Origin of the sequence: Streptococcus sp. HMSC076C08 (assembly GCF_001810825.1) — a bacterium.
Classification (GTDB): domain Bacteria; phylum Bacillota; class Bacilli; order Lactobacillales; family Streptococcaceae; genus Streptococcus.
Window position 1 is genome coordinate 214,200 of record NZ_KV802736.1, and the last position, 14,688, is coordinate 228,887.

Annotated in this window: 13 protein-coding genes; 3 read left to right on the plus strand and 10 right to left on the minus strand. The window is 43.6% G+C overall.

Annotated features, from left to right (window positions below):
• Positions 1–7: 7 nt before the first annotated feature.
• The 3 genes from glpO to HMPREF2766_RS09355 form a co-directional block, all read right to left on the minus strand.
• Positions 8–1,834, minus strand: a complete 1,827-nt coding sequence (glpO, locus tag HMPREF2766_RS09345) for a type 1 glycerol-3-phosphate oxidase (protein WP_070569534.1) — start codon at positions 1,832–1,834, stop codon at positions 8–10.
• Positions 1,835–1,897: 63 nt separating this feature from the next.
• Positions 1,898–3,406 (minus strand): glycerol kinase GlpK, encoded by a 1,509-nt coding sequence (gene glpK / locus HMPREF2766_RS09350; protein WP_070569537.1) that lies wholly within the window; start codon positions 3,404–3,406, stop codon positions 1,898–1,900.
• A gap of 156 nt (positions 3,407–3,562) precedes the next feature.
• Positions 3,563–4,990 (minus strand): AcpB/EbpR/MafR family transcriptional regulator, encoded by a 1,428-nt coding sequence (locus tag HMPREF2766_RS09355; RefSeq protein WP_070569540.1) that lies wholly within the window; start codon positions 4,988–4,990, stop codon positions 3,563–3,565.
• 164 nt (positions 4,991–5,154) lie between these two features.
• On the opposite strand from HMPREF2766_RS09355, the gene hslO reads away from it, so the two are divergent.
• Both hslO and dusB read left to right on the plus strand, forming a co-directional pair.
• Positions 5,155–6,027, plus strand: a complete 873-nt coding sequence (hslO, locus tag HMPREF2766_RS09360) for an Hsp33 family molecular chaperone HslO (RefSeq protein WP_070569542.1) — start codon at positions 5,155–5,157, stop codon at positions 6,025–6,027.
• Positions 6,014–6,994: a tRNA dihydrouridine synthase DusB gene (gene dusB / locus HMPREF2766_RS09365; protein WP_049518849.1), complete on the plus strand. Its 981-nt coding sequence runs from the start codon at positions 6,014–6,016 to the stop codon at positions 6,992–6,994. Before hslO ends, dusB begins: the two co-directional genes overlap by 14 nt.
• 65 nt (positions 6,995–7,059) lie before the next feature.
• Here the strand turns inward: dusB and HMPREF2766_RS09370 are convergent, their stop codons facing one another.
• The gene (locus tag HMPREF2766_RS09370) at positions 7,060–7,743 is read right to left on the minus strand and encodes a hypothetical protein (protein ID WP_049518850.1); all 684 of its coding nucleotides are present in this window, start codon (positions 7,741–7,743) and stop codon (positions 7,060–7,062) included.
• A 264-nt stretch (positions 7,744–8,007) separates the two neighbouring features.
• Here HMPREF2766_RS09370 and HMPREF2766_RS09375 point away from each other — a divergent pair, with 264 nt between their 5' ends.
• Positions 8,008–8,238: a hypothetical protein gene (locus tag HMPREF2766_RS09375; RefSeq protein ID WP_070569545.1), complete on the plus strand. Its 231-nt coding sequence runs from the start codon at positions 8,008–8,010 to the stop codon at positions 8,236–8,238.
• Between the two features lie 67 nt (positions 8,239–8,305).
• Here HMPREF2766_RS09375 and HMPREF2766_RS09380 read toward each other — a convergent pair whose 3' ends face one another.
• The 6 genes from HMPREF2766_RS09380 to HMPREF2766_RS09405 form a co-directional block, all read right to left on the minus strand.
• Positions 8,306–9,079 (minus strand): NUDIX domain-containing protein, encoded by a 774-nt coding sequence (locus tag HMPREF2766_RS09380; protein WP_070569549.1) that lies wholly within the window; start codon positions 9,077–9,079, stop codon positions 8,306–8,308.
• A gap of 1 nt (position 9,080) precedes the next feature.
• A complete protein-coding gene (gene pnuC / locus HMPREF2766_RS09385) occupies positions 9,081–9,860 on the minus strand; it encodes a nicotinamide riboside transporter PnuC (protein WP_000736880.1) in 780 nt (259 codons plus the stop codon).
• A gap of 9 nt (positions 9,861–9,869) precedes the next feature.
• Entirely contained in the window at positions 9,870–10,928 is a 1,059-nt protein-coding gene (locus HMPREF2766_RS09390; protein ID WP_000730570.1) for an AAA family ATPase, read from the minus strand.
• A 146-nt stretch (positions 10,929–11,074) separates the two neighbouring features.
• A complete protein-coding gene (locus tag HMPREF2766_RS09395) occupies positions 11,075–13,507 on the minus strand; it encodes an ATP-dependent Clp protease ATP-binding subunit (RefSeq protein WP_070569552.1) in 2,433 nt (810 codons plus the stop codon).
• A gap of 1 nt (position 13,508) precedes the next feature.
• Positions 13,509–13,967: a CtsR family transcriptional regulator gene (locus tag HMPREF2766_RS09400; protein ID WP_001211263.1), complete on the minus strand. Its 459-nt coding sequence runs from the start codon at positions 13,965–13,967 to the stop codon at positions 13,509–13,511.
• Between the two features lie 171 nt (positions 13,968–14,138).
• The coding region (locus HMPREF2766_RS09405; RefSeq protein WP_148131197.1) for a Spy0128 family protein at positions 14,139–14,688 on the minus strand (550 nt) is incomplete at its 5' end.

Consider the following 14,688-nt stretch of genomic DNA (forward strand, 5'->3'; position numbering starts at 1 on the left):
TCCTTTTTTAATTTTTTAGTTCTGCCAAATCGTTTTGAGCAAGAGCTGCTTTGACATCCGCACGGTAGGCTGCTTTTTCTTCTTCAGTCCAGTCATAGAATCGTCCCATTTCATCCAGAACCGGCTCAACGATGCTATCTAAACTATCACGCATAAAGAGCATGTGGTTGGTACGACGAAGGAGGAAGTCAACTGGGCTAAGAGCCAACTCATTGCGCATTGCATAGTGAAGGGACAAGGTATCTGCCAAGCTGAGTCCTGGCGCTTGTTCCAAGCTGTGAGCAAGGGCAAAGACTTTCGGTGCATTTGAACCGTAAAGATTTGCGAGATACTGGGCTTCCTTGCTATCCAAACCACGTGACACTCCAAGTTGAGCAAAGGCTTCGATTTCTGAGTCCACATTTGCTGGGTTCAATTCTCCACCTGAAACAGGATAAGTCTTAGAGTTGATCAGTTTAAAGCTACGGTCAAATTCGGCTTTGAGGATGTCAACCACGCGCTCCATAGCTCCTTCAGCCATCTTACGGTAGTCTGTGATTTTACCACCAGCAAGGGTTAAAAGACCATTATCATCACGATCCAAGCTCGAACCACGAGAAACTGCAGATGGAGCCAAATGTTTCTCAGATGTGCTGCTTTCAAGCTTGCTGACAGCAGATTCAACATCTTCACGCGTTTTTTCTTTCGATAAATAAGCTTCGACAGTTGCAATCAAGCTATTGAAGCTCTCATCACTAATGGTTCCGTTATTTCCGCCATTGTAGTCAGAAGCGCTATTGCCTGCAATCAATGGACGAAGACCAGCCCAGCTGCTTTCGATATCATCAATGGTAATGTTTGCTTCTGGGAAGCGGTTGTTGACAATACCAAGTAGATAATCTACATCTTCCTGCGTCACTTTTGGATGTTCCAAATCACCTGTGTAGTCTGTATCCGTTGTACCAAAGTAAGTCTTGTTTTCACGTGGGAGAACAAAGACCATACGCCCGTCTCCCAAACCTGTATCAAAGTAAACTGGCTGTGAAACCTTGATCTTACTTGAATCCACTACCAAGTGAACTCCCTTAGTTGGGCGCATTTGTGAGAATTGGGTTCCCTTATTTGACAAATTACGTACCTTATCGCTCCAAGGACCTGTTGTGTTAATCACCAGACGGGCCTTGATTTCAAAGACTTGGTCTGTCAACAAATCACGAGCTACAACACCTGTAATCTTGCCACTTTCGTCAAAGAGGAAGCCTTCTGCCTTAACGTGGTTGGCAATAAGAGCACCGTCTTGGTTGGCACGTTTGATGTTTTCAATCACGAGACGCGCATCGTTATTACGGAAGTCAAGATAAATCCCACCTCCTACCAAGCCTTCTTTCTTCAAGTTTGGCTGGCGTTCCAAGACTTGATCCTTGCTCAAGACCTTGTTAGCAGCTGGCGTATTGTTAACACCTGCCAAAAGGTCGTACAAGTCCATGGCTACTTTGAGACGGAAGAGACTAAAGGTCGCTCCATCCTCATCAAAAACAGGCAAGAGCATTGGATCTGGTTTTGGAATGTGTGGAGCGATTTGTTGAACCACCGCGCGCTCAGAAACTGTATCTGATACCACTTCCACGTCAAATTGTTTGAGGTAACGCAGACCTCCGTGGACCAATTTTGTTGAACGGCTAGATGTTCCTTCTGCGAAGTCCTGCATTTCAATCAATCCAGTGTCAAGTCCACTAGCTGCCGCCTGCAAGGCTACACCAGCTCCTGTAATCCCCCCACCGATAATCAAAAGGTCCAGGGTGCGTTCCTGCATTTTTTTAATTGATAATTCTCGTGTTTTCTTTGAAAATTCCATATTTACACACTTTCTAACTGAGTCGTTTCATTCTTAAGCTGATCATTGCATCAAGAAACAGTATTAGTCGTCGATTTCCGCAAAGACTTGCGTTGCTTTCACAGCCTTCTTCCAGCCCTTGTAGAGTTGTTCCTTGCGCGATTCGTTCATGGATGGCTCAAAGAGTTCTCCTGTCTCGTTCAAGAGTTTCAACTCGTCCAAATCCTTCCAGTAACCCACTGCCAAACCAGCTAGGAAGGCTGCACCGAGGGCAGTTGTTTCCAAGTTTTTAGCGCGGGAAATATCGATTCCCAAAATGTCAGCCTGGAACTGCATGAGGAAGTTGTTCATAGCAGCACCACCATCGACTTTGAGGACTTGAATAGCAGTCTTGGCATCCACCTGCATGGTATCAATGATGTCGCGTACTTGGTAAGCGATGGATTGCAGAGTAGCCTTGATAAAGTCTTCTTTGCTTGTCCCACGAGTCAAGCCAAAGACCGAACCACGAGCATTTTGGTTCCAGTATGGAGCCCCTAGACCTGTAAAGGCAGGTACGACATAAACTTCGTCATTGTTGTGAGAATTGAGAGCATATTTTTCAGACTCTGGTGAATTTTCAACCATGCGAAGTCCATCACGAAGCCACTGAATGGCACTTCCTGCGATAAAGATAGAACCTTCCAAGGCATAGTAAACCTTGCCGTTGATTCCATAACCAATCGTTGTCAAAAGGTTGTTTTCAGACAACTGCATCTCTTCACCAGTGTTCATAATGATGAAAGAACCTGTTCCATAAGTATTTTTGACCATACCTGGTTCAAAGGCCAACTGACCGAAGAGGGCTGCCTGTTGGTCCCCAGCCATACCTGAAATTGGTACTTCTCCACCGTAGAAATGGAATGGAGCAGTCTTGCCGTAGATTTCAGAGTTAGAACGAACTTCTGGAAGCATAGCCTTAGGAATGTTGAGGATTTCCAAAATCTCATCATCCCATTTGAGTTCTTTAATGTTATAGAGCATGGTACGGGCTGCATTTGAGTAGTCCGTCACATGAGCCGCACCGTCAGTCAATTTCCAAACCAACCAAGTATCGATAGTACCAAAGAGCAATTCTCCTTTTTCCGCTCGCTCTTGAGCGCCTTCTACATGGTCCAAAATCCAACGAACCTTGGTAGCAGAGAAGTAAGCATCGATGATCAAACCAGTCTTTTCATGGAATTTTTCCACATAACCTTGGCTTTTTAGTTGTTCAGCCAGAGGAGCTGTCTGGCGTGATTGCCAAACGATAGCGTTGTAGATAGGAAGTCCTGTTTTCTTATCCCAGACGACAGTTGTTTCACGCTGGTTGGTAATCCCGATTGCTTCGATTTGACTTGGTTTCACACCACTTTCGATGAAAGCACCCGCGATAACTGACTGAACAGAGTTCCAAATTTCATTGGCATTGTGCTCTACCCAACCTGCTTGAGGGAAAATCTGAGTGAACTCTTTTTGACTAGAGCTGACCTTTTCTCCTTTTTTGTTAAAAATGATGGCACGAGAACTAGTTGTTCCTTGGTCAATAGCCATGATGTATTTTTCTTGTGACATGTGCTGTCCTCCTGATAAAATCTTGAGGGGGTCCCTCTTTACAGTAACTAGTATACAAAATAAAGCGCTTTCTTGTTTATCAATTTTTTTAAAATTTTAAAAAAATGTGAGGAGATTGTGCGAATTTCACAAAAAAGACCTGAAAATTCAGGCCTTTTAAGCAAAGAGCATCTGACGAATCTTCGCCAAATCCTCCATATCCAAGTCATTTTTTAAATAATAAACCGGAGTCTGTTCTTTCTTATGAATCGGGTTGTTGGTAATTAACAAATCATAATGTCGACTGGGGTCATAGGCTTCAATAGTAATGAAACGATTGTATTCCAAATACCGTTTCAAAAGGGCAGCCATCCTAGAAAAGACAAGGAAACCAGATGTCAAATCTAAACCAATCCTCATATGTTGGCCACCATTTTCTGCCATATACTCTATCAACTGGAGCCATTCCCAGAGAATTTTCTTATCCAAATCCGTCCCCTGTTGAAAGGTAGGCAAAATATGAAAAATTCTCTCTGCAGTTCCTCTAAAATCATGTTCCATCAGCAAATAGGGATGGCGATTCTCTGTCTGGTATCTGTACTGATCTTGCAAGATATAGCCCTTGTAGAGATAAACTTGACCACAAAGCTGACTGAGTTCATAGGTGACATGGTCCTCTGTGTAGTCCCCCAGCAGCTCCTCCTTCTTCATCTCTTGAATCAATTGCGTCAGCAAATCGGCTAATTGCCCTCCAAAACCAAGGATATACTCCATAGTATGAAGGGGCAAAATACGATGGGAAAGGAGAAATGAAAAGAATACCATCATCTCACCGTCCTCAGTTCCTAGAGGGATATGTTGCCCAGCAAAAAAGGACGGAGTCTTTCGAAGCAAACGAAGATAGAAAATATTGTCAAAATACCCTCGCATTTTTTCTTCTATGACTTGAAACTGACAAGCATTGACCCGAAGGCGCTGTTGACTGATATGAGCCCAGAGAACCAAGTCCAATTTCTGACCCGAAGACAAACTAGCACCGCAGATTTCTTCTAAGCTGGCAATCTCCTGCTTTCTCTCTGGCTTCTGCATGTGTCCTTCCCATTCCTGACTGGACCAAATCTTGCGGAAAAGACAGAAATAGAAATAGCGAATCTGATGCTCCGGACCTCGCCAACGGCCATTTTGGATGGATAAGTCAAACTCTGACAAAATCTGATTTAGACTAGCTAAGTGGCGACCAAGCGTGGCCTCGCTAATCATCAATTCTTGAGCCAGTTGATGGGCTAGGAACTGTTGGTGATAGAGAAGGTAAACCAAAATTTGGTACTTAATGGCATTGTCTAGAAACAAGCTCCGAATCTCTCTTCCCTTGGTATCTGCACCAATCGACAAACGCAGATTTTCATCTTCCAAGTGAATGGTCAGCTCTAGCCCTCTTTCCAAGGCATTTTCGTTAATCAGAGAAATGTACTTGGTTAAGGTCGCCTTTGAAAAACCTGTTTCTTCCATGGCTTTCTTGACTGTTGTCTGCGAATCTTGTAATAGAAAGGAAAGGACTAAAAATTGACCAGATTCTGCTTTTTCCATCAAATCGCCTAAATACATTTGTTACCCCTTTCATTTTCTCCTACAAGCATAGCATAAATCTTTCAAATGCTGAAATAATCTGTTTCTCATTTTATTTTAAGGTTGATTTCCTCGTCATTATTCCACAGAAACAGCAAACACACGACTCCCCCTTTGAGCATTTTTATGCTAAAATAGTAGCTATGGATAAAATTATTAAAACAATATCAGAAAGCGGAGCCTTTCGTGCTTTTGTCCTTGATAGCACTGAAACCGTCCGCACTGCTCAAGAAAAACATCAAACCCAAGCCAGTTCAACTGTTGCACTTGGTCGTACCCTTATCGCTAGCCAAATTCTCGCAGCCAATGAAAAAGGAAATACCAAACTAACAGTTAAAGTTCTTGGAACCAGCTCTCTTGGTGCCATCATCACGGTTGCAGATACCAAGGGAAACGTCAAAGGCTACGTTCAAAATCCAGGTGTGGACATCAAAAAAACTGCAACGGGTGAAGTCCTTGTCGGACCTTTTGTCGGCAATGGCCAATTTCTCGTTATCACAGACTACGGTACTGGAAATCCCTACAACTCCATGACTCCCCTCATCTCTGGGGAAATCGGTGAAGACTTGGCCTATTACCTGACAGAAAGTCAACAAACCCCTTCAGCTGTGGGGCTTAATGTCCTTTTAGACGAAGACGACAAGGTCAAAGTTGCTGGAGGTTTTCTTCTCCAAGTATTACCAGGAGCCAAGGACGAAGAGATTACTCGCTTTGAAAAACGCATCCAAGAAATGCCAGCCATCTCAACCCTTCTGGAAAGCGATGACCATATCGAAGCCCTCCTCAAGGCCATCTATGGTGACGAATCATACAAACGTCTATCTGAAGAAGAAATTCGTTTCCAATGTGACTGCAGTAAAGACCGTTTTATGAACGCTCTTGCCAGCCTTCCAAGCTCAGACCTTGAGGAAATGAAAGAGGAAGACCACGGGGCAGAAATCACTTGTCAATTCTGCCAAACTACTTATAACTTTGATGAAAACGACCTGGAGGAACTCATTCGTGACAAATCTTAATACACCCTTTATGATTGGCAATGTTGAGATTCCCAATCGTACCGTTTTAGCACCCATGGCTGGTGTCACCAACTCAGCCTTTCGCACCATCGCAAAAGAGCTCGGAGCTGGACTCGTTGTAATGGAAATGGTCTCTGACAAGGGAATCCAATACAACAACGAAAAAACCCTGCATATGCTTCATATCGATGAAGGCGAAAATCCCGTTTCTATCCAACTCTTTGGTAGTGATGAAGACAGCCTCGCACGCGCAGCAGAATTTATCCAAGAAAATACTAAGACCGATATCGTCGATATCAACATGGGCTGCCCTGTTAACAAAATCGTGAAGAACGAAGCTGGCGCTATGTGGCTCAAGGATCCAGACAAGATCTACTCTATTATCAATAAGGTCCAATCTGTCCTTGATATCCCCCTCACTGTCAAAATGCGTACTGGCTGGTCTGATCCATCCCTAGCCGTGGAGAATGCCCTCGCAGCTGAGGCTGCTGGTGTCTCTGCCCTCGCCATGCATGGCCGTACCCGCGAACAAATGTATACTGGTCACGCTGACCTTGAGACCCTTCACAAGGTGGCTCAAGCTCTGACCAAGATTCCATTTATCGCCAACGGTGACATCCGTACAGTTCAAGATGCTAAACAACGCATCGAAGAAGTTGGTGCTGACGCAGTTATGATTGGCCGAGCAGCCATGGGAAATCCCTACCTCTTCAATCAAATCAACCACTACTTTGAAACAGGAGAAATTCTCCCTGACTTGACTTTTGAAGACAAGATGAAAATCGCCTACGAACACTTAAAACGCTTAATTAGCCTCAAAGGAGAAAAAATTGCAGTCCGTGAATTCCGTGGCCTCGCTCCTCACTACCTTCGTGGTACATCTGGTGCAGCCAAGCTTCGTGGAGCCATTTCACAAGCTAACACCCTAGCAGAGATTGAAGCCCTCTTGCAATTAGACAAAGCTTAATACACAAAAAACCGTAACTCACTTGAAGTTTACGGTTTTTTTATCCTAGGAAATCCTAGATACTATTATTGAATCAAGGCAACACTCGAAACTTTACCATCCGCACCTGTTGTAATTTGGATGATTTTTCCTCCACCGATTTTGGCATTATACTTGCCATCATCAAGAGTGTAAGAGTAGCCTCTGATAGAATAGTTTTCTTTCTTTCCATCTGCAGTTTCTACTGTAAATTGGCCCCCTGATGAAACTGTAATGGTTTCGCCATTCGCTCCCTTCCAGTTGCCTGCTGCAGCTGAGAAGTCACCATCCACCATGGTTAAAACTCCCTTGTAGCGTTTGTTGTGTTCTGCTTGCTTGTCTTGAAGTTTGCGGTCAGTTGTTGGATCATAGCCTGACTGGTTAGACTGGGCTTGAGAGCCTTGCTGAGTTGATGGAGCCTGAGAAGGGGCTTGTTGACTAGGAGCTGCTTGTTCTTGTCTTGATTCAGGTGCTGGTTTCGCTTGTGACTGATCTGGCGTTGTAGAAGACTGACCAGAAGATGCCTGAGCCTTTTCTGATGAAGCTGAGCTTGAAGATTTTTGAGTCTTGCTTTCTTTGCTAGAAGAAGCTGCTTTAGAACTTGATGATTGACTTGTTTTTGCAGAGCTGCTGCTTTGAGTGGTTTCGTTTTTATTTCCACAAGCTCCCAGTAGCAAGGTAGAAGCCAATACAGTCGCTGCCATTAATTTAATATAGGTTTTCTTTTTCATTTTTCTACTCCTTTGTAACATTTTTGAAATGATAAGAAATCTTTTTGTAATATAATTGTAACATTGAGTCTTGAATCTGTCAACTATTTAGAGAAACTATTTAAAAAAATTTCTCTCTACTATTTCTATTCGTAATAAAACAGAAAAATAGAAAATTTCTTAGATTAGAGTCCTATTTTTTGCATCGCTCTTGTGTAATCGCTTGCATCGTATTAGATAAAGGAATATAATAACATTGAAATAGAATATAGGAGGTGCACTCTTATGCTAAATAAGTATTACAAGTATCTTCCTTGGTTGATTTTGGGAGCTATTGGCTCTTATCAATCAGCCACTTACTATGCGCGAACTGCATTTGATGTCTTCTATCTGACTGCAATCTTTTTGATTGTTTATATCGCTTTGTTATTTTTACATGAGAACTATCTCAAGTATCGATATAAAGACTTCTTTACTCACATATTGAGTAATCCTAAGAAAGACAGCCACCACTAATACAGTCGCAACAAAAAGCCATCTCATGATGATACATAAAGAGGTCGGGAACTTTGTCCCGACCTCTTTATTTCAATCGATAGGTTTTTCTTGGTTTCTTTTTGGGCACTCGTTTGAGCCCGACTTCTTCTACATATTCGCCGTATTTTACGAGAAAGTTATTGCTGACGATGGGCCGACCGGGATTGATGAGATTGACCAGTTCAGTCCCTTCGTAGACAGTGAATTCCTCCTCCAGCAGATAGAGGAAGGTCGGATTCCAGTCAAGACGGCCTTGGATTCGTTTGATAGATTCTTGGATAATGGCATAATGGTCAAAGGCGAAGGCTCTCTCGTCCAGCTCCACTCCATCTAGGTAGCATTTGCCCGTCTGAAAGTCGACATCTACGAAAACGACATCCTTGGCATCGTCTCCTGCCTGAACGAGGTCTAAGGCACGACTAGGCAGGTACACCAAGTGGGCAATGGTCACTGTCCAGCCCCGTGGATCACGACCGGGGGTCGATACCGTCATCAATTGCTCGATTTTCTCCAAAGGGAGATCGAGATTGACTTCTTCTCTCACCTCGCGCTGACAGGCATGTGCAGCATCTTCTCCCTTGTCCATAAAGCCTCCGACTAAGGCTAAACAGTTCTGATAAGGGTGGGCCTTGCGACGGATTAGCAAGAGTTTAATTTTTCCTTCGACAAAGCAGTAGGCTACCATATCCACTGTCACACTTGGTTTTTCATATTGAGGGAGTTCCTGCTTGTAGTACCAGTCTAAAAACTCCTCCTGACTGGCATGGATTTCATAATATTCTTTTTCCGTCATCCCGGCTGGAATCTTTATGTCTGCCATCTTATGCCTCCTTTCGAACTGCCTTGGTCCATTGGTACCATCCCACTAGACTATTGAGTGTGTAAACCCAGTACATCCCTTGGATGTGGATATTTTCACCCCACCAGAGATAAATACTAAAGAGATTGGTGGCAATCCAGAAAATCCATTGCTCACGGTAGAGACGTGTCATCAAAAGCTGACCAACGCCATTGGTCGCATCGGTAACACTATCACGGAAAGGGCGAGCACTATTGATACTTTGATAAGCCAAGCCCATACCAATCCAGATAATAGCAGTCAAGGCCAAGTACTTGAGCCAATCAAGAACAGATAATTTCTTAGCTTCAAAGTGGGATTCTTCTGGTTTTCCTTGGTCGTTGATACGATTGGACAACCAAGCATAGAGACCAATCGGCTGCATGACAAAGAAGTAAACGGTCGTCAAAACTTCTCCATAAAAAGTCGCGTTCATGGCCAAGATCAAGTAGATAGCAGAGTTAATGGCCCCAAAGAGATAATTGCTTGCACGCCCTTCTGCTACCAAGATAACACAGACAATCCCAGTCCAAGATGCAAACAAGCTCAGCCAGTCATGACTTTCCGTATTTTGTGTAAACTCCAAGATCAAGGGAACACTTGACAAGGCGATGAGATACAACCACTGGAAAGGACTACGGCCGACAAAGAGATCTTTCCATAGCAAGCGCATGATTCCTGCAAAACCGATCTTGCGGGCTTCTGCATGGACATTTTTAAAGTTTTCGATAAATTGTGTGATTTTTTCAGTTAGCTTTTTCATATTTTTCTCCTAATCTGCTTGGTAAATGGCATCAATAGCCACTTTTGCTGCTTCATAATTGCCTAGATAATCCTCTGCTAGATAAACTAAAGGAATAGTCGTTAAGTATCTCTCCCTCATCTCATCCAAATGCTGGGAAAAACTGTAGCGAATGTGGTCCTCTGCCATGGTCATATCTCTAAATCCGTCATTGACATAGGAACCGATAGGTTGCACGAAGAGAATCAAGTCCCATTTTTCCTTGGCCAAGATCGAAACAAAGAGATTGTCAAAGGTTTCTCCTGATAAGTCCCCTTGGTCCTCAGTCTCCATGTAATAGTCATAGTAGCCCTTGGTTACCAAGGAGTTGGTATCGGCTATCACTAGGCCTCGATTGGCATTGCTGTCGATTAACTTGGAGGTCTGGTCATACTGTCCCAACAGGAGATAGTAGTAATCCTTTGGAGTCAATTCATCATCGCGGACATTGTTTTTGATCTGGTACTCACGCGCGTATTCCAGACTAACGGGCGCATCGTAATACCTTGCCAAATCCTTGGCCAGAGTGGTCTTCCCATTGCTAGCACTTCCCATAATCAACACTTTCTTTGTAAACTGACGACGGAAGGGTTGAGCGATGTATTTCCAATATTTGCTTGGATTTTCTCGAATCATAGTCGCTGAGATACCAAACTTTCTTTCTTGCAAGACAGTGCCAAATCCACGTTTAGCTAGCTCTTGCTGGTAGTCTGCTTCTCCTACAAAAAAAGTCAGTTCTTGCTGGGTTTCATCATAGGAAATCTCCGCTAACATCTGGTCCAACCACTCCTGCCAGCCCATAGGGTAACGGGGAAGATTGGTCTCATCCAGCTTGCAGACAGAGGTCAACTCGTCATCCCGAAAAGCCTCTCGGATATAGCGAAATCGTTTTTGAAGACTTAAACCTACCTGCTCCCCTCGGTCTCCCTCGTAGCCTGAAACGACTACCCAGACCTGGTCACACTGACGCTTCGCTCGCTGGATCAGATCGATATGACCCTGATGAAGAGGGGCAAAGGTCCCAAATACCACTGCTGTTTTCTTTTTCATAAACGTTTTACCTTTTTATAGTTTTTGATATTTTTATTTTCTATGTTTTTATTATACACTATATTTTTGTTTTGTCAATAGTTTTTTATCATTTTTTATAAAAAAGTAGGAAAAAAAGAATCAGGACTGCTCCTGACTCTCCATTTTTAAGCAATATCAAATTTTAGTTGACCAGCTTTGACACCAATCTTGAGGGTCTTGCCTGCTACAAGTTCTCCCTTAAGGAGGAGTTCTGCCAACTTATCTTCCACTTCTGTTTGCAGGGTTCTGCGAAGTGGACGGGCTCCCATTTCTGGATTGTAACCGTGACTAGCTAGCAACTTCAGGGCTGAAGCTTGCAGTTTCAAGTCGATGCCTTTCTCTGCTAGGCTAGCAATCAATGGTTTAACCATAATCTTGACAATTTCCTGCATATGTTCGCTATCCAAGCTATGGAAGACTACCTTTTCATCAATACGGTTAATAAACTCTGGTCGATAAGTTTTTTTCAGCTCTTCAAAGATTCGTTTCTCCATATTTTCCTGGTCAAAACGAATGTCTTTAGCGCCAAAGCCGACCGTCTTGTCATCACGAAGAGCCGTCGCACCAAGGTTTGACGTCATGATGATAATGGTATTTGAAAAATCAACCTTGCGCCCCTTGCTATCTGTCAAGACACCGTCGTCCAAAACCTGCAAGAGGACATTAAAGATGTCTGGATGGGCCTTTTCTACCTCGTCAAAGAGAAGTACTGAGTAAGGTTTGTTGCGAACCTTCTCGGTCAACTCCCCACCTTCCTCGTAGCCCACATAGCCAGGAGGTGCTCCATTGAGACGGCTAGCCGCAAATTTCTCCATATACTCACTCATATCAAAGCGGATAAGGGCTGATTCGTCATCAAAGAGGACTTCTGCCAGAGCCTTGGCCAATTCGGTCTTACCGACTCCTGTCGGCCCTAGGAACATAAAGGAACCAATCGGACGCTTGTGACTACGAATACCTGACTGATTGCGACGAATGGCACGACTAATGCTTGAAACAGCTTGATCTTGGCCGATGACACGTTTGTGTAGTTCAGCCTCCAAATTCAGGTATTTCTTGGCATCCGTTTGCGTCAGTTTTTGGACTGGGATACCCGACAAGCGACTCAAGGTGGTCAAAATATCAGATTCTGTTACCAAGTCTTTATAGACAGGAACTTCCTCTTCTTTTGCGATTAACTGGGCAGCTTGTTTCCACTTGCCATCCATCAGGGCCTTGTCAGCTGGACTCAAGTCGGATTCGTCTGCTTTCACTTGCTTGGATTTGTTTTGCACTGTTGCTGCCGCTTCATCCAAGAGGTCGATGGCAGAGTCTGGTAAGTGACGACTGGTCAAGTAACGATGCGCCATCTTGACAGCTGTTTCAACAGCTTCATCTGTGATTTGCACACGGTGGTGTTTCTCATAGGTCGCTTTCAAACCTTGCAAAATGGTCATACTGTCAGCTAGACTTGGCTCTTCAATCGTCACTTTTGCAAAACGACGAGAAAGGGCCGCATCTTTTTCGATGTGTTTTTGGTATTCTTCCTGAGTGGTTGCACCAACTGTTCTCAGAGTTCCACGAGCTAAGGCTGGCTTCAAGATATTGGCTGCATCCAGAGTCGAATCAATACCGCTACCAGAACCCATGATGGTGTGGAGTTCATCGATAAAGAGGATCACTTTGCCATCTTCCTCGATGTCCTTGATGATATTGTTCATGCGCTCTTCAAAATCTCCACGGAAACGTGTTCCCGCAACGACATTCATCAAATCAAGCTCTAGAACACGCATCTTTGCCATTTCAGCTGGTACGTCCCCACTAGCAATACGCTGGGCAAGCCCAAGTGCTAAAGCTGTTTTCCCGACACCAGCATCACCAACCAAGACCGGATTATTCTTGGTCTTTCGACTCAAAATCTGAATCATACGTGAGATTTCCTTGTCGCGACCGATAACTGGCTCTAACTTGCCAGAACGCGCTTGCTCCGTTAGGTCATGCGTGTAGTCCTCTAGACCACCACTTTGAGCTTGAGGCATGCCCATCATATTAGCCATGGAATTTTGCTTGTCAGTTACTGTGCGATGGCGTTGACGCAAAGCCTTGAGATCTTCTCTTGTCCAACCAGCACGTTCCTCTAAATTGCGACGAAGAGCAGCAATTCTGACCTGATCTTTCTGGTCTTCATAAGAAAAGCCTGCTCTCTCCAAGATGCGAGTCGCCAGAGCATTGCCATCATGCAAGATTGCATATAATACATGCTCTGTCCCTAGCACCTTTGCATGGACCACTGAGGCCACATACTCTGCTTCTGCAAAGAGAACCTCCAAACGATGGGAAAAGGGTAATTCTGTAAAGGTTTCGTCTTGGCTATAGTCGGTTTCAGTCAGTTCCAACGCAACCTCTTCTAAACGATCCATTTCATAAGGATAATCGTTTAAAGTCGCACCTGCCACACTGTAACTGTGATTGGACATGGCAATCAATAAATGCCAAGACTCTAGATATCGAGCTCCAAAATGGCTCGCAACCATGTAGGCACTTTCGATACATTCATTCAATGCTTTTGAATAGTTCATCTTACTTCTCTTTTCTATCTACCTCTTGTAATAGCTGTCGGAGCATATTGGCACGGACAACTGAGGATTCTTCCCCTAGGACACGATCTGTTGCTACAGAAGTCAGCAAGGTCATTTCCTGCTTGGTCATCAAGTCCTGCTCCACCAAAAGCTGGAGGATATCCTCATAGATCTCCTGACTAACTCGCTCACCAATCGAGTAAAGCAAATCGCGGAGCATCTCATGATGACTGGAAAATTCAATCCGCCCTATGCGAATGTAGCCTCCACCACCTCGTTTGCTCTCAACCAAGTAACCTCTACTTTCCGTAAAGCGGGTCTTGATGACATAGTTGATCTGACTCGGTACAACCTGAAAGGTATCTGCCAACTGGCTCCGTTGCAATTCCACGATACCAGATTGGTCTAAAATCGCCTTGATATAGGCTTCGATATGATCTGATGTGTTTTTAAATCTCATAGTAAATCAAACTCCTTCTTTGAACCTTGACTATCTTTGACTATTATACCGAAATTTTTGATTTTTTTAAAGGAAAAGGGAACAAGTTGCGAAGATTATTATAAACTATCCAAAACAAAAAGATGGGACTGTAAAACAGTCGCCATCTTTTTTAGTTATTCAAAGTTAAGATTAGTCAACTTTTTTAGCACGGTATACAAGTCCTGCCAAAGCTGCAAGAACTAGACCAAGAATAGTAGAGAATACTGTAAAGTCTGATCCACCAGTATTTGGCAAATCTCCCTTAGGTTGTTCACCCTTAGGACCTTCCTTAGGTTCTTCTTTTTTCGGTTCAGTATACGTGTTAGTGATTGTTGGGTTGTTACCTGTAACTGTTGTTACAAGTTGGCCTGCACCATTATCTGTCACTTTTACTGTCACTTCGTAAGAATTTTCATCATATTTGATATTCTTATCGTCACCTTTTACTTCAGTAATAGTGTAAGTGTGCTCACCTGCTTCTTTGTACTCAATTGCTGTGAAAGTAACAGTACCGTCTGCAGCGTTTGTAGCTGTTTGAACGACTGTGTCACCTTCTTTAAGTTCAAATTTAAACTGACCTGCTGCAAGTTCTTTACTACCCTTCAAGACTTTCTTAGCTGTGAAAGGTACTTGTGTTGAAGATGCAACATAAGTGTTTGTGAAGGTTGGATTGTTGTCAGTTACAGTCGCAACAAGTTGG

What these genes read in the sequence shown, in the direction of transcription:
- HMPREF2766_RS09370 (WP_049518850.1), bottom strand. Translation starts at nt 7,743, where the DNA reads ATGAAAAAGAAAACCTATATTAAATTAATGGCAGCGACTGTATTGGCT.
- glpK (WP_070569537.1), bottom strand. Translation starts at nt 3,406, where the DNA reads ATGTCACAAGAAAAATACATCATGGCTATTGACCAAGGAACAACTAGT.
- HMPREF2766_RS09395 (WP_070569552.1), bottom strand. Translation starts at nt 13,507, where the DNA reads ATGAACTATTCAAAAGCATTGAATGAATGTATCGAAAGTGCCTACATG.
- HMPREF2766_RS09355 (WP_070569540.1), bottom strand. Translation starts at nt 4,990, where the DNA reads ATGTATTTAGGCGATTTGATGGAAAAAGCAGAATCTGGTCAATTTTTA.
- HMPREF2766_RS09375 (WP_070569545.1), top strand. Translation starts at nt 8,008, where the DNA reads ATGCTAAATAAGTATTACAAGTATCTTCCTTGGTTGATTTTGGGAGCT.
- HMPREF2766_RS09390 (WP_000730570.1), bottom strand. Translation starts at nt 10,928, where the DNA reads ATGAAAAAGAAAACAGCAGTGGTATTTGGGACCTTTGCCCCTCTTCAT.
- glpO (WP_070569534.1), bottom strand. Translation starts at nt 1,834, where the DNA reads ATGGAATTTTCAAAGAAAACACGAGAATTATCAATTAAAAAAATGCAG.
- HMPREF2766_RS09400 (WP_001211263.1), bottom strand. Translation starts at nt 13,967, where the DNA reads ATGAGATTTAAAAACACATCAGATCATATCGAAGCCTATATCAAGGCG.
- HMPREF2766_RS09380 (WP_070569549.1), bottom strand. Translation starts at nt 9,079, where the DNA reads ATGGCAGACATAAAGATTCCAGCCGGGATGACGGAAAAAGAATATTAT.
- hslO (WP_070569542.1), top strand. Translation starts at nt 5,155, where the DNA reads ATGGATAAAATTATTAAAACAATATCAGAAAGCGGAGCCTTTCGTGCT.
- pnuC (WP_000736880.1), bottom strand. Translation starts at nt 9,860, where the DNA reads ATGAAAAAGCTAACTGAAAAAATCACACAATTTATCGAAAACTTTAAA.